Raw genomic sequence first — 23,455 nt, forward strand, 5'->3', positions numbered from 1 at the left:
AGCGGCTGCGCGTTCTTCCGCGGCCCTCTCCGAAAGCAGCAGCCCTCCCCCGAAGACCGACTTCCCGTGCGGCCGCTGGGCGTCCATGGCGGAGATCCGCTCGAAGTCGCCGGGGCCCACGCGGAAGTCGGTCCCGTGGTTGCTCATGTAGTTGAGCCTGGCCGCCGTCAGCACCTCGTCGGGGTACTCGTACCGGGGCAGGCTCCGGCTGCTCTGCCCGCGCGTCTCCTCGACGGCGCGGGCCACGGCCTCGTTCAGGTCGGGGGCCGAGCGCGCCCGCCACCCGTCCATGTTGGTGACGAAGCTCGTGTTCACCTGCGCGCCGTTCTCGTACTCCACCGCCGCGCCCGCGCACACGGCGCACACGCCGTCTTGACGAAGGAGGCCGAAGACGGTGAGCGCCGGGGCGAACAGCAGGAAGTCGATGCCCAGCGAGAGGTAGAAGCGCACGATCCGCGCCAGGATGGAGAACGGCGGGTTGTCCACCACGGCGCAGCCCTCGGGGTACGGGTGGCGCTCGTAGTCGCCGCCGGGGAAGAACGGGCGGACGATCTCGCGGCCGTCCAGGCCGTACTCGCGCGATGCCCAGTCGAGCACCGCGCCGTAGACCAGCGGCGGCGTGTAGCAGTCGTCGGTGGTCCTCTTCGGCTCGAACTTGGCCACGAAGCCGTCGTAGTCGTTGAACAGCTCCGCGCTCTGCGACGTCGCCGCCATGTCAGGCCCCCAGCAGGTGCGCCCAGGTGTCGGGGCCGCAGGAGTAGTCCTGGGCGATGCCGAGGCGCTTCTGGGCGTCGCCGATGGCGGCGTGGGTCGCGGGGCCGGCGCTGCCGTCAACGGCCAAACTGCCGCCGAACCTCTCGTTGTAGGCCGATTGGAAGAGCGACACGTGGTCGCCCCTCATGCCCTTGCGAACGGATCTGAACGAGTACACCTCTTCCCCCCTCCCCGGCGCGGCGGGCTCCCCCGCCCTGGCGCCGTCGGTCACCTGGATGTTCACGTGCCTCTTCTCGTTGAGGACGATCGCGCCGCGAGGCAGATAGGCGTCGCCAGTCAGGAACCTCGATTCCGTGCGGGCCTCGTAGCCCGCCCCGACGAGGGCGGCGCGCAGGTTGCCTGTGTAGCAGTCCTTGGAGACTTTCTGCAGCCTCTCATCGCCGAGGCGGTGGCCCGCCCCCTGCACGATGGCGGCCGTGCCGCTTGAACAGTCGGCCTCGCAGTCGGCGGCGATCTTCTCGGGGCGCCACCCGGCGGCCTTCAGCTGCTCGTAGAAGGTCGTCCGGTGGGCCTGGCAGTAGCCCACGCGGTCGTTGCGGGCTGCCGCCTCGGCCATGTCGGCCACGAGGGCGTTCACCCGGGCGTCGGGGTGGACCAGCACCACGTTCTGCCTGAAGCCGTACCAACTGCGAAGGCGCCACTCGCCGCCGGTCTGGTCGCCGGGCCTGCCGCCGGTGATTCCGCCGAACTCGTTGGAGCCGCAGTTCGAGACCGTCATCGGGCCTCCTCGCTCGCCCCGTCCTCCGCAGGGGCGGCCCAGTCCACCATCTTGGCGTCGGCCGCGGCGCACTGCTCCTCGAACTCGCGCAGGCCGTAGGCGCTCGCGTTGGGCGCGGGCGCGTCGTAGAGCAGCGCGCGGGGGCTGTCGCCGTAGCCCTGCGTGGTGGTGTCCACGGGGATGCCGAGCAGCACCAGCACGGCGAACGCGGTGCCCGCCAGGGACAGCAGCGCCTCCATGACGGGGCCGTCGTACAGATGCCCCGCTTGGATGCTGCCGAGCACCACCCACAGCCCCCACAGCTGGTCGAGCAGCAGCAGGACGGCGGGGATCAGGGTGAGCCAGAACCACTTCTGGCGCACTCGCACCTTCCAGTTGATCATGCGCGTTCCTTTCATCTCTCTAGCAGGTGGTCGTGGATCGCGTCGCGCACCTCGGCCAGCTTGTCCACGTGGTTGCCGTCCAGCTCGTGGGTGATGAGCTGCATCTGGCCGCGCAGGAGCAGCTTGACCGACTCCTCCAGGGTGTCGATCTTCCGCTTGTCCCGCGCCAGGCACTGCCTGAAGCGCTCGTGCTCGGATATGGCCTCGTCCACGTGGGCGCGCCTCTCCTCGCCGGGGCGCCGGGCGGCCCGCCAGGCCCGCGCCACCCACGCGGCCGCGCCGCCGGCGACGACCACGGCGCCGAAGAGGCCCAGCGCGTAGTCGCTGCCCTGGGCCAGCCACTGGGCGAGCGTCACTCTCCACCGCCCTTCCCGTCGGCCGCGAGCATCGCGGCGACCTCAGCGCGCCAGCGGGCCGGCACGTCCTCCAGGCGCCACTTGCCCGCGCGGATCCGGTTGTAGTAGATCTTCGCCATGTCACTCTCCTTCCATCGCCGCGAGCAGCGAGCCCAGCTCGGCCACGGCGTCCAGCACTTCCTCCATGGTGACGGCGGTGCCGTCCGCCATCGCCCCCAGCTCGGCCAGCGCCTGGCAGGCGTCGTCCAGCTTGCCCGGGGCAGACTCCAGCCACGCCTCGCGCTCGGCGGCGGCGCGCTCGGCCTCCTCGGCCGCCAGACGGGCCTCCTCGGCCTCGACCAGCTCCTCGTCGGTCCACGGCAGGTAGCAGCCGTAGCGCCACATCTCGGCCATGGGCGTCTCGCGCGGCCAATCGGGGGGCACCTCGCCGTCCCACAGCCCGACGGGGCGGCCCTTCCCGTCGCGGGCCTCCCAGTGCCCCCGCTCGGGGAGGTCGATCACCCACGCGACGTCGCGGCCGCCCGTCTCCGGGTACTCGGCCGCCGTCTCCCAGTGGCCGCGCTCGGGCTCGTCTACCGCCCACGACACGGTAACGGCTAGCGCGCGCTCCTCGACGCGCCCCAGCGTCAGGTCGGGCTCCGCCACGGGCGCGCCCGACTCGTCTACGACGATCATCCGGTTCTCCTCTCTAGGCCGTGCGCCGCCAGGCGTACAGGTCCTGGTAGGCTGGCATATTGTTGTGGGCGCCGCCGGAGCCGGCGGCGTAGGTGCTCCAGGTCGGCTGCGCCGTCGTCGTGCCGCTGTCGCGGTACACCCACCGATTGGACGAGATCGCCAGCGAGCCATTTCCCGCCCACGCCATCGGCATGCCGTGGTCGTGCCTCGGCATCTGGGCGGCGGTCAGCGTGTGGGTGTCGGCGCCGCCGGTGGACACGTCGTTTGCCATGCGAACGAACCGCCCCGTCATCTGGACCCACGTACCGCCGAACAGGGCCGCCGGCGAGGTCGGCGAGTACGAGAAGTACACCGAGCCCACGGGGTGCGCCTTGAGCGCCAGCGCCTTGTCGGTGGCAACCCCCGTGCCGCCGCGCTCCACGGGCAGCGTGCCCGAGGAGATGTCGGCGGCGTCGTGGCCGTGGTCCGAGTCCGCCTTGTTGGCGATGGTCCGCGCGAACTCCTCGTCGATGGCCGACTCGGGCAGCGTGCGCTCCTCGATGTCGCCGCCGGAGTGCTTGTGCCCCGCTGCCGCGTAGGCGGCGTCGGCAGCGCGCTTTCCGGCGGCCCACAGGGCCGTGACCACGGTGGCGGTCGCCACCTCGCCGCCGTCCACCTTCTCGCCGGCCGCCACGGCCGCCACCTGCTCGGCGGTCATGGGGGCCACATCCATCTCGGGCGCGCTCAGTGCCTCCCACCGCTCGCCCTCGCCGTCCCACATCCATTTCGCGTAGACCACCGCGGTGCCGGCCACGGCCAGGGGCACGAAGTACAGCGTGCCGGCGTCGGGCTCGCCGACGGTCGGCGCCAGCGTGTCGGGGTCGTACTCGCCCTCGCCGCAGTAGCGGCGCAGCCACCCGCGCGAGCGCTGAACGATGTCCTCCCACAGACTCTGGCGCCGGGCCTCGGCACCGACGCGGGCGCTCTCCGCCTCGCGGCGCGCCCTCTCGGCCTCGCGGCGCGCCCTCTCGGCCTCCTCCGTCTCGTCGGCGATGGCGCCCGCAGCGCCGGCGGCGGCCAGGGCGTCCGACACGGCGCCCTCGGCCCGCTCCTTGTAGTCGGCCAGGTCGCGCTGGGACAGCAGCGCCGATGCGGCCGCGGCCCGTACCGAGCCGGCCGCCTCCTCCACGATGCGGGACACCGCCGGCATGTACGACTCGTACTCGGCCGCCGACATGTCCACCCCGGTGTTCACGTTGATCGAGAAGCCCTGGGTGGTCAGAGTGTCGGGCATGCCGTCCTCCCCCTCGCGGGTGAGGCTGAAGTACGCCAGGTCGGTGCGCCCCCGGTGGCCCAGGATGATGCCGGGCACCTCGTACTCGATGACCGAGCCCGACACGTTGCAGGCGTCGTCCATCACCTCCAGGTCGCCGGGCATGATCGCCATGAACGAGGCCGCGTACCCGTCGAGCGGCCAGTCGGCCCCCTCGTGCACGGCCCGCGCCCTGATGACGGTGGACCCCTCCTCGCCGCGCCGCAGCTGCACCGTGCGCGGCCGCGACAGCGTGGTCGCGCCCTTCGCGACGTCCAGCTCGATGTCGATGTAGAGCCTCCCCATCTACGCCCTCCTCTCCCATACGTGCCGCACGACGTAGGGCGGCATGTTGTCGTGAGCCTGCCCCGCGCCCGCCGATCCCGTGCTGGCGGCCGCGCTGGCCCTGGTGGTGCCCGACACGCTGTGCGCGTGCGCCCCCGCCTCCTCGGTGGTCAGGCGCCAGTCGGAGAACTCCTTCGACGAGTTGGCCGTCCACTGCTCGTGGCCAGACACCCAGTCGCGGCCCCAGGGCATCTTCGCCCGGTGGAAGTGGGCTCCGGCGACGGCCGTCGTCGCCGAGAAGGAGTGCGTGTGCTGGGGCGAGGTGTGCTTGTGGGCCGGCATGTGCGCCGCCGCGAGCGCCACCTCCTCGGCGCCGCCCCGCGCGCCCGCGTCCCGCTTGCCGCTGGCCAGCACGAAGACGTCCTCCAGCTTCACCCACTCCCCGCCGAACAGGTCGGCGGGGTCGTCGTCCTCGAACGTGACGTACTGCGAGCCCACCGGGTGGGCGTGGTCGTCCATCAGGGCCAGGAAGGCCGCGAAGACCGATGCGTCCGCCATCATCTACCTCCCGTCTGTCTCAGTGCCGTTGATGATATCGTCGTGGCCCGCGCCGAGAGCGGGGCCGCCCAGCTGGAGCCGACCCGCATGACGGCCGAGCCCGGCGCGCACATGTCGAAGCCCTCCACGGCCTCGCACAGGAGCGGCGCCGACAGCCCGAAGGTGGGCAGCTCGCAGCGCACGCGCACGCCGGGCCGGAACCAGTCGAGCTCGGACGGCCACCCGCGCGGGCGGTGCCGCGCGTCCTCGGGGCTGCGGTCGAGCGCACGCATCGACGCCGAAGCCGAGGCGCGCGACGTCGCCGCCAGCTCGGCGCAGGCCCGGGCGGCCAGCTCCTCGACCGTGCGGGCGTCCTCGAAGGTGATGCGCCTCGCGCGGGGGCCGCTCTCGGCCACGGCGCCCTCGTCGTACACAACGCGCCCGGCCTTCGCCATCCCGCGCGAGCCCGGCACGCTGGCCAAACCGGCGTCGGGCATCCACTCCGCCCTGAGATCGAGCCTCATCGAAGGGGCCGCGCTCGCCTCATACGCCGGAGATGCGAGCGCGAAGTCGGGCGCCCGCTCCTCCCCCTGCGCGAACACCCTCCCCGAGTGCGTCGCATCGCTCCACTCGGGCGCCCGCTCGACGTAGAAGGCCCCGTCTCGGAAAGGCGGAACGCGCCTACGCCAGCGGGGCGCGGCCCCGAAGGACGGAGCCCGCTTGGCGTACACCGCGTAGCGCCCCGCCGGCACGTCGCCCACCGTCGCGGGGAAGTCCACGAAGCCCCCCGCCAGCCATTCTGGGTGCCATTTGCCGAACACCTGGTTGGCCGCGAAGGGCGGGAAGGCGTCGGCGCCCAGATCGGAGAGCGTGACAAACTTGCCGCCACGCCGCACGGCATAGGTTGACTTGATGTCGTCGAAGTTGTCCCGGTCGTAGTCTGAGGGCCTGGCGGCGAGCGGCTGCCACGCGTCGATGCCGCGGTACTCGCCCAAGGGCGCCACGAACACGCTGTAATCGGAGTAGGAGCCGTGGTTCAGCTTCCAGCGCTCGTTCTCCCAGCTCCACCAGCTGTCCCAGTTTTCCGGCTTCCAGCCCTGCCGCACGTAACCCGGCACGGGGAAGTACGGGGCGGTGGGGCACATCGCGGGGTCCGGGAGCAGGTTCGCGTCGCGGCCACCCTGGTCGGTGAAGTACGAGGCCCAGGCCGTGTCCCAGTCGTCCGGCGCGGCGCCCAGGCGCTCGTGCACCTCGGAGACCGAGCGCCACGACCCCGTCCACGAGGTCCCGTGGACGGGGTCGTGCGCCGTGCTCGCCGGCTCGACGCACCTCTTCCACACCGGATCGACCCCCGTGTCCCAACTGGAGTACTCGGCGCCGTTGAACCAGTAGGTGAGGGGGCGCCCCGTCAGCCGCTGGAAGTTCGCGCGGGTGAGCGCCTCGCGGGCCGGCTCCACGGGGTTGCGGACGATGTAGGAATAGGCGGTCCAGCCCACCTCGGCCCCGGGCCGCAGCACGCCCGAGGCGTCCGCGGCGCCCTCGGGCACCGCGGGGCACACGGCCCGGCACACGTGGCCCGGCCGCAGCGCGCCGCCGGCGTCGACCACCCCCAGCGAGTAGGAGGAGTACGACGCGTCCCAATCGGCCGGCCTGCGCAGGATGGGCGTCCAGGCGTCTCCGGGGACGCTCTGGAACTGGGACCCCTCGTCGGCAGCGGGGTCGGCGGGATCGGCCGCGAGCGCCTTCCAGAACACCGCCGCGCGCCGGCCGTCGGGCAGCCTCGACGCGGGGTCGGTCTCGGCGATGAAGTCCGGCGCCGAGCTGAGCCCCCACACGGGATCGTCCAGGCGCCGGAACTGCGCCCACATGTCGCCGATCCTGGCGCAGCAGGGGCCGTCGGGCCGGGCGTCGGTGAGCCGCATGCCCCAGTACCGCCGCCATCCCACCGGCTCGCCGTCGCGGTACCCGTCCTCGATGGCCCAGTCGGCGGGCCTGCCCGTCAGGGGCTCGAACATGCGCCGCACCGAGTAGGAGGCCCAGGACTCGTCCCAGTCGGCCGGGCGCGCGGCCAGCTGCGAGTAGGCCGTGAAGAGCCGGCCCTGGTAGGGCGTCTCCGACAGAGGGGCGCCGAGGGGCTCGACGCACGGGGACTGGTCCACGGCCGAGCGGGCGAAGGAGAACCCCTCCGACATGACGTTCAGCCCGAGCACCGCAGGCTGGTTCGACTCGGGGAAGGCCTCCGCGTTGCCGGGCGAGCACACGTCCAGGTACACGCCGTCGTCCTCGTAGCGCAGGCGCATGCGGGCGCCCAGCGCCGTGCGGGCAGGGTCGGGCGACTCCACGAAGTAGCCGCGCAGCTCGGCGAGCACGGTGGCGTCGTCGGCCTGGCCGTCCGAGGCCGCGCGCACCGACGCCACCCCGAAGTCGTCCACGATGCCGCAGCGGATGCGCCAGTTGGCGCGCCCCATTGAGGCCCACCACCCGTTTGCGGCGGACAGCAGGAACTCCACGTACTGGCGGCAGGCGCTCGCCCCCGGGCGCGAGTCCAGCGCCACCGAGTAGGCCGGGCACGGCACGTCCGCCAGGAGCGACAGCTCGCCCACGGCCGTGATCTGCTTGCGGCCGTCCAAACCGTCGCGCCCGTCGAAAGACTCGTCCACGATCACCCCGCGCCAGAACACCCGGCCGTCGCGCTTGCACTGCAGAAAAGACTCCGGGTCGTTCAGCCGCAGAAGGTCGAAGGCGGGGTTCTCGGGGTTGACCGTCTCCACGAGCTGTCCGGCCGTGCCCGAGATGTTCCAGTCGAGGGCCATGCCGTACACCTGGCGCAGGCGCATGAGCGGGTGGTACACCGGCTCCTCGCCGCCGTGCAGGTAGTCTCCGAAGTCCTGGGTGAACACTACAGGCACCCCCTCTCCCACCTAAACGCGACGCGGACTCGCGACTGCCGCTCCCAGAAGAGCCCGGGCGCAAACGGGGGCCGGGCGCCGTTCGGCACGGGCTCCAGCTCATCCGAGGGCTCGAAGGCGGAAAACGTCCCCCAGGGAGGCAGCGCCACCAGGTCGGAGCAGCACACCAGCCCGCCCTCCTGCAGGACGCGCCACTCGCATCCCGCCGGGGGCCGGGCGAAGGCCTCCCACCCCTCCGGCTGCTCGCCCATGGCGCGGTAGCGCCACCAGGCCCCAGACGGAAAGTCGGCCGGCTCGTCTGCGAGGGGTGACCACACGGCGGGCTGGTATGGCACGCGCAGCAGGATCTCGTGACGCCCGTGGCCGAGCGGCCAGGGCAGCACAGCGGCGCCAGGAGGCAGCTCCGCGGTCTCGCCGCGGTAGGTCGCGCTCATCGCGTAGTTGCCCTCGACCGACACCTCGGAGCACATGTCGGTGTCCACAGAGAGCACCGCCGTGCGCTCGATGGGCATATGGGCGCCCTCTCCGTCGGCCGGCGACGAGACGGCGAAGGTGGAGCCGACGGCCACGGCGCGGTCGCCCAGCCCCACCACGGCGCGCGCGTCACCCACGGACGAGCCCTCGGCCCACGTCGCCATGTCGAAGGTGACGAAGCTGCGTCCCTCCCCGACGGCCACGACCGCGCCGCCCGCGGCGCACATCGACTCCACCGCCACGGGCAGCGCCGACTCGGCGAAGGAGCGGCCCGCGTCCCGGGTGGCGAGCACGAGCGTGCCCCCGCTGCCCGGGCACGCGAACAGCCGCGCGCCCGGCGCGCGGCAGGTCGCCGAGACCCCCTCCGCGGGCAGGTCTACGGCCCGCGCCCAGTGCTCGAAGTCGCGGGTAGCCGCCAGGCCGCCAGGCCCCGCGAACGCCGCCACGCCGTCGACCACGGCGGCCGACTCCAGGGGGACGGGCAGCCCCTCCGCCTCGCGCCACTCGGCCATGTCCCGGCTCCACCACGCGCCCAGCTCCGACCACAGCACGGCCAGCCCGCCGTCGGCGGCGATCCGCACGCCCGGCCCCATGGGCTCGGCCGCCTGCCGCACGAGAACGAGGCCGTCCGCGGTGGACCACAGGGTGCCGTCCGGGCACGTGACCCACAGCTCGCCCAGCATCGCGGCGGCCGAGGTCACCGCGCGGCCGTCGGCGGCCTCGAAGGTGGCGGCCCCAACGTCGATGGGCCACTCGGCGGCGAGCTCCTCCGTGTGCGTCCCGTCGGGCATGCGGCGGTACGGCCGCCGCTGCCAGGACACCCTGACCTTCTCCAGCGTCCCCGGGTCGGCGGACACGTCCTCCACCGAGCACGTGCCGTACCACTCCAAGGCGCGGCCGTCGTCGGCGGTGAACAGCGAGCAGGTCATGGCCGCGTCGGCGCCGTGCACGTTGGCCACGAGCCATCGCCACGCCGCCTGGCGCCCCTCGAAATCGTCGGCCATGACCCAGAAGTCGGCGTACTCGTCGTCCACCAGGCCGTAGGTCATGCGCCCCGCCACGAAGCGGGAAGTGTCCACCGGCTCGCCGTAGTCGGGGGTGGCCCACGTGACGTTCGGCGCCGCCGGGTGCAGGTTCACGCTCTTCGAGGCGACGAGGCCCAAATCGGTGGCCCTCACGCCGTCGAAGGTGAAGTCGAGCTCGGGAAAGTCCACTTAAGCCCCCTTCCTCGCGCGCAGGGCCGCCAGGCGGCCCTGCCTCTCGTCCACGCTGCGGGAGACGGCCCGCCCGTCCAGGCTCACGCTGAGGGCCGAGTACAGGTTGTCGGCCAGGAAGCGCAGGCACGCCACGGCCTCGTCGCCCGCGAGCGCGCCCGCGGCGCTCGCCGCGGGCACCGGCGCCGCCGGAGCGGGGGCCGAGAGCGCGGCGGCCGACGTTGCCGCCAGAGAGGCCGCAGACCTCGCGGCCATGGGGGCGTAGTCGTCGATGCCGCCGGCGAAGCCCTCCACGAAGAACCGGCCCGTCCTGCGGGTGGCCCTCGACGGCGAGTGGACCTCCAGGCCCGCGTTCAGGGAGTTCTTCGCCGCCTGGGCCATACGGAAGGCCATCGCCGCGGCCTCCGATATGTACTTCTCCATGCCGCCAACGAACCCCAGGCCCGCCATCTCGCCGGAGGACGCGAACGCCTCGGGCACGTCCAGCATGGGCGCCGTGGCCTGGATCGCCATCTCCTCGGCCGCGCCGGCCGCCATCGGGCCGCCGGCCTCGATGGACGCCACGTACCTCTCCACCGATTCCCGGGTCGGGGTCTCCAGGTCGAGGTTCGCGCGGATGGCGTCCACGATCTCCTGGCAGCTCGCCTCGGCCAGGTTCAGGCCCCCGGTCACGGCCGAGGGATCGCCCAGGGAGTTCACCATCTCCAGGAGCGCGTCCCTGCCGACGTCGGCCGCGCCGCCCTTCAGGCCGTCGAAGTTGATCAGGATGGCCTCGACCGCCGAGCGCGTGGAGGCGTCCAGCTGCCCCTCGGCCGCGGCGGCCTGCCCGGCCGCCTCCAGGATGCCCGCGGCCGCCTGGGCGGCCCCCTCGGGCATGGCGGCCCATGCCTCGAGGAACTGCTGCTTGGTGATGTGCGCGTTGTCGCGCAGCACCTGGTTCGAGTACACCACGTGGCCGTCGGCCGTCAGCTGCATCTCACGGAACTCCCCCAGACCCTGGGTCATGCGCCCGTAGGCGGCAACCACCTCGGAGGCGTTGGCGGCGGTCTGCAGCGCGCCGGCCGACTGGGCCTGCCCGATGGCGGCCTCGATCTCCTCAACCCGCTGCCCGTGCTCGGCCTTCGCCGCGAGGAGCGCCGCCGAGTACTGCTGCTCGTCGGTGATGCCCTGGGCGTGCTGCGCCGCGAGCTGGTCGCGCTGCCTCGCGAAGTTCTCCTCCTCCATGGCCAGCGCCTGGTCGCCGCGCTCCTTGATGCCGCCCACCCAGGCGGCCACCTCCTCGGCGCTCATGCCCCGCATGACCTCGGGCGCAACCTGGGCCTCGCTCTGCAGGGCCGCCACGTGGGCCGCGGCCTGCTCGCCGTAGGCCGCGGCGATGGCCTCGTTGTGCCCGTTGATGGCGTCGATCTCCTCCTGGCGCAGGGCGCGCTTCTCCTCGTTGGCCCCGCGGATGATCTCGACGATGGCCGCCTCGCCCTCGTCCACCGTGGCGGCCAGCTGCTCCACCGTGCGCCCCGACTCGCCCAAAAGGCCGTCGGAGGACACCCGCGACGCCCCCTCGCTGAAGGCGTCCACCATGGACCGGTGGCCCTGGGCCAGCTCGCCCATCTTGGACTCCAGCTTGCCGGCCTCGGTCTGGGCGTACCACAGCCCGTAGACGAAGCTGCCCACCTCGAAGGCCGCGAACCCCGCCGCGAGGAGGGGCACCGCGCCGGCGGCGAAGGAGAGGGTCTTGGAAAGCCCCAACACCATGGTCGAGGCCGCCCTGCTGCCGCTGGCGATGCCGCCGATGGCCGCGGGGAGGCCCGTCATGGCCCCCTTGCCGTTCCTCGCGGCCGTCGCCATCACCGCCATCTGCCCCTGGAACGATCGCACGGCCCCGACGCCGGAGCGCATGGCCCCGAACACGCCCCCGACGCCCGAGGCCAGCGGCCCCACGACCTTCAGGGCCGGCCCCGCCGCCAGCGCGATGCCGGCGAGCGCCTTCAGCTGGCCCTGCTGCTCGGGCGAGAGGTTGCCCCACATCTCCTGCGCCGTCTCGGAGAGCTCCCTTACGGCCTCCACGCCCTCCACCAGGCCGTCGGCCAGCATGGCGCCGCCCTCCGAGGCGATGTCGCAGAAGCCGTCGATGCCCTCGGTCGCCTCGCCGAGCAGCGGCTTCAGGCGGCCGAAGAAGCCCTCGCCGTCGTCGCCCGTGTCGAGGAAGGCCGCGCCCACGCGGCCCACGGCGGCCCACAGGTTGTCGATGGTGCCGGTCATGGACTCGCCCGACGCCAGGGCCGCGCCTCCGAAGGCGCCGCGCATGGCCGCCTCGAAGGTGGCGAAGTCGATCTCGCCGGCGGAGGTCATCTCGGTGACCTCCTCGGCCGTCTTGCCGAGGTAGTCGGCGAGCGTCTGCAGCACGGGCACGCCGCGCTCCGACAGCTGCAGCATCTCGTCGGCCTGCATCTTGCCCTTCGACATGACCTTGTTGAACACCGAGGCCACGCCCTGGTAGTCGCCGCCGGCGATGGTCGCGGTGTCGCCGATGGTGGCGAGCACGCGGGTGAGGTCGTCGCCCTCGGCCACGCCGGCCGCCAGCGCCGACACGGCGGCCCCGGCCGCGTCGCCCAGGCCGTAGGCGGTGCCCTTCACCGAGGCCAGGGCCGAGCCCATGATGCCCTCGATGCTCTCGGCCGAGTAGCCCAGGCCCTTCAGCTTGCTCTCGGCGGTGTCGATGGCCGTCAGGCGCTCCCAGCCCTTGGCGAGGAAGATGCCGCCCACGGCCGCGCCCGCCGCCAGCGCCGGCGCGGTGATCTTGGCCGTCAGCAGGTTGCCGGCCGAGGTCATGGCCGCGCCGCCGCCCTTGAGCGCGCCCGCCATGCCGGCCAGGAAGCCCTCGCCGGCGCGGCGGCCGGCCGAGGACATGCCCGCGCCGTTCATCTGCGCCATGAGCTGGGCGGAGAACGCGGGCGACAGGTACGGGTGGATCTCGACGCTCGCGCTGGCGAGCACCTCCGATTCGGCCACGGGCTACCCCCTCTTCCTCTTCAGCTTCTCCTCCAGCTCGTCGCGCGTCACCCCCGCCCCGTCGCCGGGCGGCTCGGGGCCGGGCGCGATCAAGCGCGGGGCGTTTCTGCCCTCGCGGCCGTCCTCGGTGTTGTGCCACGCGAGCACCCGCAGGCCGTGCTCGATGCGGGCCAGCAGCCACCGCGTGTCGTCCCAGCCCCACGGCTGGCCCTCCGGGGTCGCGCAGCGCGACCCGGCGGGCAGGCACGCGGCCAGGTCGGCCGCCTCAGACACGGGCAGCGACCGGCCCAACTCCCCCAGGCCGACCCCGTAGAACTGGCGCAGGTCGGCCCGCAGCTCGGCCGGCCGCGCGCGCATCAGGCGGCCGAGCGTCAGGAGTTTTTTGCGTTCGCCGCCTCGATGACGCGCAGCACCCACAGGCGCGCCGCCGAGATGGGGATGACGCCCCGCCCGTCGCGCAGGGACTCTCGCACGGCGCGGGCGCCCTCCTCGCCGGCCAGCTTCCCCATCACCGGGGGAAGCGCCGACGGGTCGCCGGCGTCCATGGCGCAGATCTGCTCGAACAGCTCCAGGTCGTCGCGCCACCCCTCGGGCAGCGCCGCGGCCACCTCGGCGGGGTCGGTGGGGACCGGGCAGCCCTTCGCCTTTTCCTTCTTCGCCACTACTCATCGCCGCCTTCCTGCTGGCCCTCGGCCGCCTTGATGGCGGCCAGGATGTCGGCCTTCAGGGCGAGGCCGGTCAAATCGATGGATCGCTCGGCCGCGTAGGCCCTCAGCTCCTCCACCGTCATATCGTCGAGGGCCTTGGGCGCGACGGGCTCGCCGTCGCCGCCGGGGGCGGACGGCTGGCCGCCCCCGTCGGGGCCGGTCGGCCCCTCGGGGTCGTCGCCGCCCGGCTCGGAGGGCTCCGGGGGCGCCACCACGGCCACATAGTCGTTGTAGGTGTCGCCATCCAGGTTGGAGAACATCGCGAGCGTGACCTTGTAGCTCATGAAGTCCTCGTTGTTGCGCTTGACCTCCTCGATCTCGGAGACCTGGGCCTTGTCGATGACCGTGCGCATCACCTTGTCGGCGCCCAGGAGCTGCTCGACCACCCACACGTGGCTCTCCAGCTCCTTGGAGTTGTGGCGCACGCGCCAGCCGCCCCTGCCGTCCTCGATCACGTTGTCGTCGCCGTAGACCAGGCGCAGGTTGGCCGCCGTGGTCTCCAGCATCTCCAGCGTGGCCGTGTCGGCGTACTCCGACTGGGAGCTGCCCACGGTGTCGCCGCCCCAGGCCTGCTTGGTCTCGCTCTTTCGCGTGTTGCTGGTGGCGAAGCCGTCGGCGGAGATGTAGCCGACGCAGGTGAACGCCTCGGCCAGCTCGCCCACGGCATCGGTCGGCACGGGCGTGCCCAGAGGCGCCGTGAACACCGCGCCGCCGACCCTCGGCTTCGCCGCGTATACGTTGTCGTTGTTGTTGGATCCGGTAGCTGCCATGGGGCATCCGCCTTTCCCCCGCTTCCGCGGGCTAGTCCGTCTCGTACGCGGTCAGGGAGTAGACCGCCTGGTAGCGCGGGCTCCCCTCGGCGGGGAACCGCGCGAATCCGATGCGCCTGCACGATGTGACCGGGCGCCCGTCGGCCAGCCGCGCCTGGATGGCGCGGTCGGCGGCGGCCATGAGGGCCTGGGCCTCGACCAGGGTCGGAGCCCAGGCCTGCACGGCCACGGTCGGCCGGTCCATGCGGAAGTCGCCGGCGCCACCGGTGCGCTCCACGGTGAGGAGCTGGTCGGGGCGCTCCTCCGGCACCTCGGGAAGGGCCTGCGCCCCCAGCGCCTGGGCGTTCAAAAAGCCGATCAGGTGCGGCTCGATGTCCACGCCCCTCACCCCCTCCCCGCGTCGATGCTGCGCAGGACCGTGTTGTTCCGCGCGTTGTCGCGGCACGCGGCCGAGGAGCCGGGGTGCACGACGGCCCGGCATCGCTGGGGGCCGGCCTGCACGTCGGCGTAGTAGGCCTCGCCCGAGGCCCGCCCGCAGGCCGACGCGATGCGCTGGGCGCGGGCGAGCACGGCCGCCTGCACCTCCGGGGCGTTTCGGAAGGCGTTGGCCCCCGCGGGCACCACGCGGCAGCCCGTGCACAGGAACCCGCCGTCAGCCATCGATTCTCACCGCCCCGGCCGTGACCCCGTAGGGAACCACGCTCACACTGGGCGCGGGGCGCTGCCACTCGATGCGGTAGCGCTCGCCGCGAACGAGCGCGTCCGTGCCGCGCACGTCGCGGTCGAAACCGACCGGGAAGCACAGCACCGCGTCGGTGCGCTGCCCGGCCGGCCGCGCGGCGTCGCCCAGGGCCGAGGCCCCGAAGTTCACGAGCACGCCGGGGACCTCCACCGGGCGCTCCTCCCACACGGGCTGGTTCATGGCGTCGCGGCCGGCCTCGGCGCGCTCCAGGAGCGCGACCGTCTCGCCGAAGGCCGCCAGCAGGTCGTCATCCACGGGGGCCTCCCATCTGCGCCATGGCCGCCCTGGCCGGGCGGCGCGAGAAGATGCCGAGCTGCTCGCGCTCGGCCTGGGTGAGCTGCATCACGCCGTCGGCCACCGCCGCGCTCGTGGTAACGCTCGCCTGGAAGCCGTCGGCGGTCTGGGTGCGCTGGGTCACGCCCACCATGGAGTCGCCCAGCGCCATGTGCCGGCGGGCCATGGAGCAGGCCACGTCCGCCAGGGACGCGGCCTGCAGCTCGTCGGCCGGGTCGATCTCAACCCGCGCGCTGCGCATGGCCGCGCGGATGGCCGTGGAGGCCCGGGCGAGCAGCACCTGCGCCCGGGCCTTCTCCGCCTCGCCCAGCTCGCGCCAGCCCGCCGCGAGGTCACCGACCGTCGCGAAGGGCTCCACGGCTACTCCCCGCCCTCGGGATCAGCGCCGTCCCCGGCCTCGGCCGCGCGGATGGCCTCCAGGATCTCGGCGTTGGTGCCGCACCCGGACACGTCGATGCCGCTGGCCTCGGCGTAGGCGGTCAGCTCGGCCTTGTTGGACTTTGAGTCCACCTTCTCCGGCGCTGGCTCGTCGGCGGCGCGGGGCTCCGCGGCGGCCGGCACGGCGCCGGAGGCTCCGCCGATGGTCGCCTTCACGATGTAGTTGGACACCTCGGCGGTCATGGTCTCGCCCAGAAGCGCGTTCACCTCGCAGGAGGTGCGGGCGTAGTTGGGCTGGTGGCTCACGCCGATCAGGCCGCAGTCGTCCACCTCGTAGGCGAGCCCCGCGTCCTGCAGCGTGGCGAAGTCGATGCCGTAGACGTGGATGTTCTCCGCTGAGGTGGCGTACACCGTGCCCTGGGGCACCTTGGAGGTGACGAAGATGTGCTGCACGCCGAGGAAGTCCTTCACGTACTCCATGCCGTAGACGGTCTGGGTGGTGATGGCCGCGTCCTCCAGGTAGTCGGCGATGTCTTTGCGGCACACGAAGTGGAAGATGCCCTCCGTGGTGTCGTCCTTGCTCTCCAGCTCGTCGCGCAGGGCGCAGTCGGCCTGGACGAGCGCGCCGGGCAGGTGCTTGCCCTGGGCGGTCAGCGTGCCCTTGCTCAGGAAGGAGAAGAAGTCGGCCACCACGAGGTTGCGCATGGCGGTGAGCATCTTGCGGTCGCCGCGCAGCACCGAGTTCTCGAAGCCGCCGCGCAGGATGGACTGGCCCGTGATGAGGCGGCGGAACGGGCGCGGGTCCGCCACGGCCGCCGGGATGCGCTCGGTCTTGAACTTGGACAGCGGCGTCTCGTCGCCCTCGGCCACCTCCTCGGCGGACAGCTCGCCGGAGACGACGTAGCGGAACAGCGCCGCGCCGGCCGGCACGGTCTCGGTGCCCACGATGCCCAGGATCTCCATCAGGCGGTCGTGGTCCTGCTTGTAGGAGGTGACGGCCTCGATGTCGAGGGCCTTGACGGTGTCGGCCGCCTTGGTGGTGTTGGCGATCTCTGCCATTGGCAGTCCTTTCTCTCGCGCCCTATCGGTACAGGGCGATGTTGTCGCGGCGGGCGCGCACGCGCTCCGCCGGGTCCTTGATGGCCTCGATGTCCTCCACGGTCACCGGGGCCGCGCCGGCGCCGCCGGCATCGGGCACGTCGGGAAACGCCGGCCCCTTGGCGAAGGCCAGGAGCGCGTCGGCGTTCTCGGCGATCTCCTCGGGGGTGTCGCCGGCCATGCGGGCGAGCAGCCCCGCGTCCACGCCCTTCTCGCGGGCCACCTCGGCCACGGCGCCCGTTCGGGCGATCTGGGCCTTCAGGCTCGCGATCTCGGCGTCCTTCTCGTCGGCCTTGGCCTTGTGGGCCTTGGCGCGGCTCTCCCACTGGCGGCTGCGAGCCTTCCAGTCGGTCTGGTCGGCCTCGGGCTCCGGATCGGGCTCGGCCTCCGGGTCGGCCCCTCGGGGCTCGTCCTGCGCGCCGCCGTCCGCCCGGGGATCGGCCGCCGCCTCCTGCTCGGGCCCGACGGCCCCGCTGTCCTCTCCTGCCATGGAAAGGCCTCCTCTCAGCGCCCCGTTCCGGGGCATCGGTGTTGCCGCCCCGTGCGGGGCGATTGATCAAATACCCGTCTCCGGGCATGAAAAAAGCCCCCGTTCGGGAGCCTGATTCCGTGGTATGATCGAACTGTGAAAGCCGATAGGTCCTCTGCTGTGACGGAGATCGCCTTCGGCTTTCTTATGTTCGAGAGATTGATTCCGTGGTATAATCCAAGCGTAAATTTACAGCTAAAGGCGGTACAGCCATCCAGCCAGTTGGAAGGCCAGGGCCGCCTTTAGTTGTGCTTCCATCGGCTTATGACGCCTCCGTCAGCCGATATGAACAAGCCCTCGGCACATCCGTACTGCGCAAGCCTCCTGAAAAACTCCGCCATAACTTCATCGTCTGGACGCCTGCTCTCGCTGTTGCTCAGAACGACCAGCGGATCTCGGAGGTTCAGCTTCCGCCACTTTTTCGCGGCGTCCCGAACGCGATCCTCGACCGCATGCTTTCCTCCGCCCGGGCTCTTCAGCTCCCAGAGATCGCCCCCTATGAGGAAATCGATATTTGCGGGGGCCGTCAGATCCTCGTCCTTTGCAACAACCTGGAAGCCGTGTCTGGCAAGAGCATCTACGGCTTTCCGCTCTTTGGGCTCCATGCGCTTGCGGGGCTTTTCATAGACGACCTCCGGCACCTTGCCGAACCACAGCCAGTCGGGGTCGCGGGTCTCGCACTCGGCCTGCACCAGCTTCCGGCGCTCCGCGTCCGAGGCCCGCTCCCAGGCGTCGCCGTGGGCCACCGCCGCCTCGCACTGCCCCCAGCGCCCGCGCATGGCGTCGAAGTCGAAGCCCTCCACGGACGTCTGGCCCTCGAAGCCCGGCACCACGCGGCACCGGCAGCTCGGGTGGTTGGGGTGGTCGGGGCTCTCGCCCTGCGCCCTGTAGGCGAAGCCCAGCGAGGCGATCATGAAGCAGAACCCGCAGGCCTCCGCGTCGGACGGCACGCGCGCGTAGCGCAGCGACGCCTGGAGCGCCGATGCCCTGGCGATGTTCTCGGCCATGGCGGCGTTCGGCGCGGCCTCCACGGAGGCCCTCAGCGTCGCCTGCAGGCTGCTGAGCACCTTGGCGTCGTCCCACCCGCGCTCGAACAGGCAGGCCGCGACCGAGCGGACGCGGGCCATCGCCTCGTCGCGGCCCATGGCCCCGTGGGCCGCGGGCGCCTTGCGCTCGATGCCCTCGGCCAGGGCGGCCTCGCGCCACAGCTCGTCGGCCAGGGCGGCGCACACCTCCTGGCCGTCGGCGGCGGCAGCCCGATAGGCGTCGGCCAGCGCCGAGCGCCACACGGCCCGCTCCTCCTCGTCGGCGGCCGCGCGGAACAGCGCCACCAGCTCCAGCATCTCGGGGCCGAACTCAGAGGCCGCCGCCTCCACCGCCGCCGCTATCTCCTCGCCGTAGACCCGCAGCCTGTCCCTGGTTACCTGCGCCATCGGCGGCGGCCCTCCTCTCGCGCAGGGCCGCGAGGCCCGCGCTCTGGCTCTTCTGCGACTGGATGCGCGCGATGTCCTCCTGGGAGAACCCGCACATCTCCCAGAACACGTCGGTGTCGGCGAAGCCCGGGCACGCCGCCGCCAGCTTCGTGGCCGCGTCGGTCTGGGACACCACCGAGGGCATCGACGGGTCGCGGAAGTGCGCCCCCACGGACAGCTGGCGCTCGGTCAGCCCCTCCACGGGGCAGTCGCCCTCCACGCACATGGCCATGAGGGCCACGTTGCGCAGGGCGACCTTGTTCGACGTGTTCAGGTCGTCGGCGGCGATGCAGATGTCCTCGCGGGCGGCCGCGATGGCCTGGGCGCTCGACGGGTTCTCGGTCGTCACGCCGAGCGAGTTCAGCGGCACGCCGGTCTCGGCGGAGAACTGCTGGGCGTAGATGCGGAACTGCTCCACGAGCGGCTGGGGGCTCGCGGCCGCCAGCTGCACCGCCTGGGGCACCTCGCCGTTGCCGCCGCGCTCGGCCAGGAACACCGAGTTCATGAGCCAGCGCCACTTGTCGCCGCTCATGGCGTCGAACTGCTCCTCGGTGAGGCCCAAAAACGCCCTCATCGGCACCGAGTAGAAGGCCGCCGCCACCGACAGGTAGCGGAACAGGCGCATGGCCTCGTCGGCGATGGCCATGACCGAGCGCGTGATGCGCGAGGCGCCGAAGGGGCGCCCTCCGTCCGCCCGGAACGCGAACGCCTCCATCATGGGGCGGTCGATGGGCAGCGGCAGGTACTCGGCGCGCCAGCGCACCTGGCTCACCCGATCCAGGGCCACGACGTAGCCGGGCATGTGCAGGTTCGCGCGCACGGGCTGCGGCCTCGTGCGGGACCAGGCCGTGCGCCGGCGGTCGGCGACCACCAGGCCCGCGCCCAGGCGGCCCGCGCCCTCGTCCCACAGCCCCGAGGCCTGCTCGGCGGTGTGGAAGCGCACGATGGCCCGCCCGGCGCACCGCCCGACGGTCGCGAACATGCAGCCGTGCTTCAGCTCGCTGGGCGCGTGGCGGCGGTAGGCGTCCACGAGCGCGTTGTCGCGCACCACGCGGTCGAGGGAGGGATCCCCCTCGCCGTCGGCGAACACGAAGCCGTCGAAGCGGCTGCGCTCGGCCACGGCCGTGACCGCCTTGCGCGGCCATCCGCTCGGCACGTGGGCGCCCACGCCCTCGGGCACGTTGGACACGCCGATGTCGGGCGGCTCCACCTCCTCGTCGTAGTAGGCGGTGCGCAGCGCGTTGCGCGCGGCCCTGGCCCGGGCCACGTCCAGAAGGTCGATCAGCGCCGCCCTGTCGGCGGCCCTCAGGCCCGCCGCGTCGGCGATGTTCGGGAGCGTCTCCACGTCAGCCCACCCTCGCTTTCCTTCTCGGGTTCCTCTTGGTGGTGCGGGCCGCCCAGGCGGCCAGCGCCAGCGCCTCGCACGCGACCTCGGCGGCCGGGTCGCCCTCGCAGCGGAAGCCGAAGCCCCCGGCGGCGCCGATGGGGCGCTTCTCGGCGAGCGCCACCACGGCGTCGAGGCCGGGCTGGCCGCCGTGGGCAACCGTCCCCTCGGCGATGCCGGCGACGAGCATCGAGCACGCCGCCGCGACATCGCCGGGGGCCGGCTCCACGATGCACGGCCCGGGCACGCGGGCTGTCCTCAGGCGGTCGGCCATGTCGACGGAGTGCGCCTTTCCGTCCACGACGATCTGGGCGGCGGTTCGGCCCCTCGCGGCGAGCCAGGACGCGGCCGCCGGAATTCCCTCAGTCGCGTCGAACACAGCCCAGTCGCCGGGGATCTCCGCGAACACCGACCCGTCGGCGCGGCGCACGGCGGCCGCCACCGCGCCGGCCGAGCCGTCGGGCGAGAACTTCACGGCCAGGCACTCCACGTCGGCCGGCTCGGGCTCGGGCGGCTCCCGCCGCGCCGCCTCCCAGGCAGCCTCCGGGATGACGCGCTCCACGGCGCGGCCCGACGGCAGCCAGTAGCCGAGGCATTCCTGAGCGAAGGAAAGGTCCTCCTTGAACATGTTCCGCAGGTCGAGGATGGTGCTCTCGTCGATGAGGTATCCCATGGTGGGGTTCAGGCGCCACCAGCGCTCTCTATCGGACACGTCGCCGACCTCGTCGGCGCTCCACTCCGACCACGACAGGGCCTCGGTCGCCCCTCCCGCGCGAGCCTTGGCCCTCATGTCGGCGAAGGTGCTGTTCGGGTACTCCGGCCCCGGCGGCGTGCCGAGGAAGATGAACTGCGGGCGGCGCGAGGTGGTGGCGGTCGATGCGATGGCTTTCTGGTGCTCGTCGGTGAGCGCCTGGGCCTCGTCGTATATGACCACGTCCACGGTGTAGCCGCGCTTGGCAGACTTTGTGCGCGTTGACAGGTATACAGCCGAGCCGTTCTTGAAGAAGATCGCCTCCTTGCCGGTGCCCTTGCGCACCGAGCGCACGAGGGCGTTCAGCTCGGGGTGCTGGGCGTCGGGATCCCCGGCTCTCTCGCCGAAGAACTCCTTGAGGCGATCGAAGAGCTTCGTGACCGTCGAGTAGTCGTGGGCGGTGTACAGGATCGTCTCGCCCATGGCCGCCACCCCTGCCAGGATGCGGGTCTCGACGAGGGCCGTCTTGCCGTTCTGGCGCGGCACCTCCAGGCCGCAGCGGCGGTGGACGTAGCGGAAGTCCTCGGTGACGGCCATCCAGTCGTTCATGACCGCGCGCTGCCACGGGAACAGATCGACGCCGACGGCGCTGCCGAGGGCGGCCACCTGGGGGCCGAGGGTCGAGCTATAGGACTCCGCCGCCCTCCAGGTCGGCTCCTGGCATCCCCGCCGCTTTCCCGAACAGCGCCACGATGTCGGCGAGGCCGCCGGATCCATCATCGCCATGAGGCCCAGCCTCCTCCTCGCGCCTTATCGCGACGCAGAGCTCGCGATACTCCTTGGCGATCCTCGCCACGGACGACCCCTCCGCGTCGCGAAGCTCCGAGAGCAGGATGTCCCGGGCCTCGTACATTCGCTTCAGCCATTCATCCCGCGGCGAGTCCAGGAGCTGCGCCGGCGGACCCTCGATGCGCGCCGGGCTCCTCTCCCTGCGGCCGCGACGAGGCTTTCTCGGCGCCGACAGCCCCAGCTTCTTCGCCCGCCTGGACACGTTCGACTGGTTGATGCCGATGGCCTCCGCGATCTCGCGGGTGGTCATGCGGCCGTAGTGCTCGGCGATATAGATGTCCTTCTCGTCTGCCATGTCCCGCCGCACCTCCTCCGTCCGCATCGCGTGCCGCGCATCGCATCAAAAAAGGATCCAGGAGAGAAAAAAGCCCTTGCCGCCCGGGAGGGCCTGGCGGGCGCCGGGGAGGGCATCCCCCCCCTTCCCCTTCCACGCCGTCTAGGGCCGCTCTCGCGGCCGCTGCGCTCCCCACTCGCGCGATGGCGGGAACTTCTCCGTTTCGTCGTTCGGCCGCGAATCTGGGGGCTTAGGAGCCGTCTTGTTCCCTTTTCGCTGGTTGCAGATCCTATGAGCCGGCTGCACGTTGGCCCGCTCGAACGGGCTGCCGCCCTTGGAGACGGGCACGATCTCGTCCAGCTCGTAGCTCATCGGGTCGCCCGCCGGCAGCGAGTAGTCGATGGGCATCCCGCACAGGGCGCAGGGCAGGCCCTCGGCCCGCACCGCGTCGCGCAGCTTGCGCCGCGCCGACCCGTTGGCCTTGCGCGGGTTCGGCCCGCGGCTCACAGCCAGCGCCCGTCCATGGGGCTCTCGCGGTTGGCCCGGCACTCGGCCAGACCGTCGTAGCGCTCGGCCGGAACGGCCGCCCACAGGCGGCCCGCAGGGTACTCCGCGGGGATGCCCAGGGCCTTCAGCATGGCCCAGGCCGGGAGGGTGCGCTTCCTGCGCCATGCCCTCAGGGCGGACGCCCCCATGTACTCTCGCGTGACCACTGCCGCCTCCCCTCCGCCCCCGGAAACGCAGAGAGGCCGCCCAAATGCGTTGGACGGCCTCTCTGCAAGGAGGGCAAGGAATCGTCTGCTCCGTCTTCGCGTTCCCGCGAAATGACCCGGATACACAATAGCGCGTTTTCACCTGACACGGACTGCCAACTTTACGGGACGGCGAAATTTCCCTCACGCCCAGTCAACGCCGGCGGGGCGGCAGTCGGGGAAAGCCAGGCGCCTCCACTGCTCCGGCATCACCGACCACAGGGCGACGTAGGCGAACTCGCCCACGCGGTAGGCGCTCCTCTCGCTCACGTGCAGCTCGGCGGCGACCTCCTCCCATGTGCGCCCGTTGGCCCTTGCCGCCAGAGCCAGCCGGTAGGCCGGGTCGGGCACCTCGGCCAGGCACCGCCTGAACTCGGCCGACTCGGAGGCCAGCTCGGCGGCGTCGGCCTCCCACTCGGCCTGCAGCTCGGCTGTCCTGGCCACGAGCGAGAACACCGCGTCGTCGCCGCGCTCCGGGCCGCCGCCCGAGGACTGGGTGAGCGCCTGGGCCCTCACCGCGCCGCTCCTGGCGGCCTCCAGCTCCATGGCGACCGCGGCCTCGCGCAACCTGAGCGAGCGCATGTGCTCCACGTACATCCTCGCCGCCATCGCCATAGTGACTCCGCTGTGCCCTTCGGCGCTTGCCCTTCCCATAGCCTCATTGTCCTTTCTCGCGAATAGCTCTCTCTTTTCCGTCCGCGGCCGTTTCACCCGCGGGGGTGTCGGTGCGGGGTGTAGTCCTGCGCGACACAAGGGAGGCGCGCCCTTGGCGCCTCCCGTCCCCGCACTACGCCCTCCGGGTGTAGGGTGTAAACCCTATTCTTTGATATAGCCTTTACACCCCCTACCCCCTATAAAGGCTATTAGCCTTTACACCCCGTTTCCTACAC

At 72.2% G+C, this 23,455-nt stretch carries 27 protein-coding genes; all 27 read right to left on the reverse strand.

Annotated elements, in window-relative coordinates:
- Positions 1-714 (reverse strand): hypothetical protein (locus G503_RS0108705; RefSeq protein WP_028027281.1); only part of this gene is annotated, 714 nt, incomplete at its 3' end.
- A gap of 1 nt (position 715) precedes the next feature.
- Positions 716-1,492: a peptidoglycan-binding domain-containing protein gene (locus tag G503_RS14495; RefSeq protein ID WP_051191078.1), complete on the reverse strand. Its 777-nt coding sequence runs from the start codon at positions 1,490-1,492 to the stop codon at positions 716-718.
- A complete protein-coding gene (locus tag G503_RS14500; RefSeq protein WP_051191079.1) occupies positions 1,489-1,875 on the reverse strand; it encodes a phage holin in 387 nt (128 codons plus the stop codon). Before G503_RS14500 ends, G503_RS14495 begins: the two co-directional genes overlap by 4 nt.
- An 11-nt stretch (positions 1,876-1,886) precedes the next feature.
- Positions 1,887-2,231, reverse strand: coding sequence for a hypothetical protein (locus G503_RS0108720; protein WP_028027282.1), 345 nt, complete (start codon positions 2,229-2,231; stop codon positions 1,887-1,889).
- Positions 2,228-2,350 carry a CD1375 family protein gene (locus G503_RS16890; protein ID WP_257483121.1) on the reverse strand — a complete coding sequence of 41 codons (123 nt, stop codon included), beginning with the start codon at positions 2,348-2,350 and terminating at the stop codon, positions 2,228-2,230. Before G503_RS16890 ends, G503_RS0108720 begins: the two co-directional genes overlap by 4 nt.
- A 1-nt stretch (position 2,351) precedes the next feature.
- Positions 2,352-2,906, reverse strand: a complete 555-nt coding sequence (locus tag G503_RS0108730; RefSeq protein WP_028027283.1) for a hypothetical protein — start codon at positions 2,904-2,906, stop codon at positions 2,352-2,354.
- Positions 2,907-2,919: 13 nt separating this feature from the next.
- Positions 2,920-4,503 carry a phage baseplate protein gene (locus G503_RS15670; protein WP_051191080.1) on the reverse strand — a complete coding sequence of 528 codons (1,584 nt, stop codon included), beginning with the start codon at positions 4,501-4,503 and terminating at the stop codon, positions 2,920-2,922.
- Positions 4,504-5,043: a phage baseplate protein gene (locus G503_RS0108740; protein ID WP_028027284.1), complete on the reverse strand. Its 540-nt coding sequence runs from the start codon at positions 5,041-5,043 to the stop codon at positions 4,504-4,506.
- Entirely contained in the window at positions 5,040-7,928 is a 2,889-nt protein-coding gene (locus G503_RS0108745; protein ID WP_156891978.1) for a hypothetical protein, read from the reverse strand. The genes G503_RS0108740 and G503_RS0108745 overlap by 4 nt, the downstream gene beginning before the upstream one ends.
- On the reverse strand, positions 7,919-9,616 hold the full coding sequence (locus G503_RS0108750; RefSeq protein ID WP_028027286.1) for a hypothetical protein: 1,698 nt from the start codon (positions 9,614-9,616) through the stop codon (positions 7,919-7,921). Before G503_RS0108750 ends, G503_RS0108745 begins: the two co-directional genes overlap by 10 nt.
- Positions 9,617-12,625, reverse strand: a complete 3,009-nt coding sequence (locus G503_RS0108755; RefSeq protein ID WP_028027287.1) for a tape measure protein — start codon at positions 12,623-12,625, stop codon at positions 9,617-9,619.
- A gap of 3 nt (positions 12,626-12,628) precedes the next feature.
- Positions 12,629-12,982: a DUF5361 domain-containing protein gene (locus G503_RS0108760; protein ID WP_028027288.1), complete on the reverse strand. Its 354-nt coding sequence runs from the start codon at positions 12,980-12,982 to the stop codon at positions 12,629-12,631.
- Between the two features lie 14 nt (positions 12,983-12,996).
- Positions 12,997-13,287 carry a hypothetical protein gene (locus G503_RS0108765; protein ID WP_028027289.1) on the reverse strand — a complete coding sequence of 97 codons (291 nt, stop codon included), beginning with the start codon at positions 13,285-13,287 and terminating at the stop codon, positions 12,997-12,999.
- Complete coding sequence (locus G503_RS14510; protein ID WP_051191081.1) at positions 13,287-14,102, reverse strand: Rho termination factor N-terminal domain-containing protein; 816 nt, start codon at positions 14,100-14,102, stop codon at positions 13,287-13,289. Before G503_RS14510 ends, G503_RS0108765 begins: the two co-directional genes overlap by 1 nt.
- Before the next feature lie 31 nt (positions 14,103-14,133).
- Complete coding sequence (locus G503_RS14515) at positions 14,134-14,490, reverse strand: DUF3168 domain-containing protein (RefSeq protein WP_156891979.1); 357 nt, start codon at positions 14,488-14,490, stop codon at positions 14,134-14,136.
- Entirely contained in the window at positions 14,487-14,762 is a 276-nt protein-coding gene (locus tag G503_RS0108780; RefSeq protein WP_028027290.1) for a hypothetical protein, read from the reverse strand. Before G503_RS0108780 ends, G503_RS14515 begins: the two co-directional genes overlap by 4 nt.
- Complete coding sequence (locus G503_RS0108785; RefSeq protein ID WP_028027291.1) at positions 14,755-15,099, reverse strand: hypothetical protein; 345 nt, start codon at positions 15,097-15,099, stop codon at positions 14,755-14,757. The genes G503_RS0108780 and G503_RS0108785 overlap by 8 nt, the downstream gene beginning before the upstream one ends.
- The gene (locus G503_RS14520; protein WP_051191082.1) at positions 15,092-15,496 is read right to left on the reverse strand and encodes a Gp19/Gp15/Gp42 family protein; all 405 of its coding nucleotides are present in this window, start codon (positions 15,494-15,496) and stop codon (positions 15,092-15,094) included. Before G503_RS14520 ends, G503_RS0108785 begins: the two co-directional genes overlap by 8 nt.
- 2 nt (positions 15,497-15,498) lie before the next feature.
- Positions 15,499-16,575 carry a hypothetical protein gene (locus G503_RS16770; RefSeq protein ID WP_028027292.1) on the reverse strand — a complete coding sequence of 359 codons (1,077 nt, stop codon included), beginning with the start codon at positions 16,573-16,575 and terminating at the stop codon, positions 15,499-15,501.
- Positions 16,576-16,597: 22 nt separating this feature from the next.
- Entirely contained in the window at positions 16,598-17,104 is a 507-nt protein-coding gene (locus tag G503_RS0108800) for a hypothetical protein (protein WP_028027293.1), read from the reverse strand.
- Between the two features lie 281 nt (positions 17,105-17,385).
- The gene (locus tag G503_RS0108805) at positions 17,386-18,576 is read right to left on the reverse strand and encodes a VG15 protein (protein ID WP_156891980.1); all 1,191 of its coding nucleotides are present in this window, start codon (positions 18,574-18,576) and stop codon (positions 17,386-17,388) included.
- Positions 18,500-19,960 (reverse strand): phage portal protein, encoded by a 1,461-nt coding sequence (locus tag G503_RS0108810; protein ID WP_028027295.1) that lies wholly within the window; start codon positions 19,958-19,960, stop codon positions 18,500-18,502. The genes G503_RS0108805 and G503_RS0108810 overlap by 77 nt, the downstream gene beginning before the upstream one ends.
- A 1-nt stretch (position 19,961) precedes the next feature.
- A complete protein-coding gene (locus tag G503_RS16505; protein ID WP_169628160.1) occupies positions 19,962-21,476 on the reverse strand; it encodes a hypothetical protein in 1,515 nt (504 codons plus the stop codon).
- A complete protein-coding gene (locus G503_RS0108820) occupies positions 21,376-21,834 on the reverse strand; it encodes a winged helix-turn-helix transcriptional regulator (protein ID WP_028027297.1) in 459 nt (152 codons plus the stop codon). Before G503_RS0108820 ends, G503_RS16505 begins: the two co-directional genes overlap by 101 nt.
- Positions 21,835-21,975: 141 nt before the next feature.
- On the reverse strand, positions 21,976-22,320 hold the full coding sequence (locus G503_RS14525) for an HNH endonuclease (protein ID WP_084636465.1): 345 nt from the start codon (positions 22,318-22,320) through the stop codon (positions 21,976-21,978).
- Complete coding sequence (locus G503_RS0108830) at positions 22,317-22,526, reverse strand: hypothetical protein (protein WP_028027298.1); 210 nt, start codon at positions 22,524-22,526, stop codon at positions 22,317-22,319. The genes G503_RS14525 and G503_RS0108830 overlap by 4 nt, the downstream gene beginning before the upstream one ends.
- A gap of 183 nt (positions 22,527-22,709) precedes the next feature.
- A complete protein-coding gene (locus G503_RS0108835) occupies positions 22,710-23,219 on the reverse strand; it encodes a hypothetical protein (protein WP_156891982.1) in 510 nt (169 codons plus the stop codon).
- Positions 23,220-23,455 lie beyond the last annotated feature (236 nt).

Source organism: Adlercreutzia mucosicola DSM 19490 (assembly GCF_000422625.1).
In the GTDB taxonomy this organism is placed as follows: Bacteria; Actinomycetota; Coriobacteriia; order Coriobacteriales; family Eggerthellaceae; genus Adlercreutzia; species Adlercreutzia mucosicola.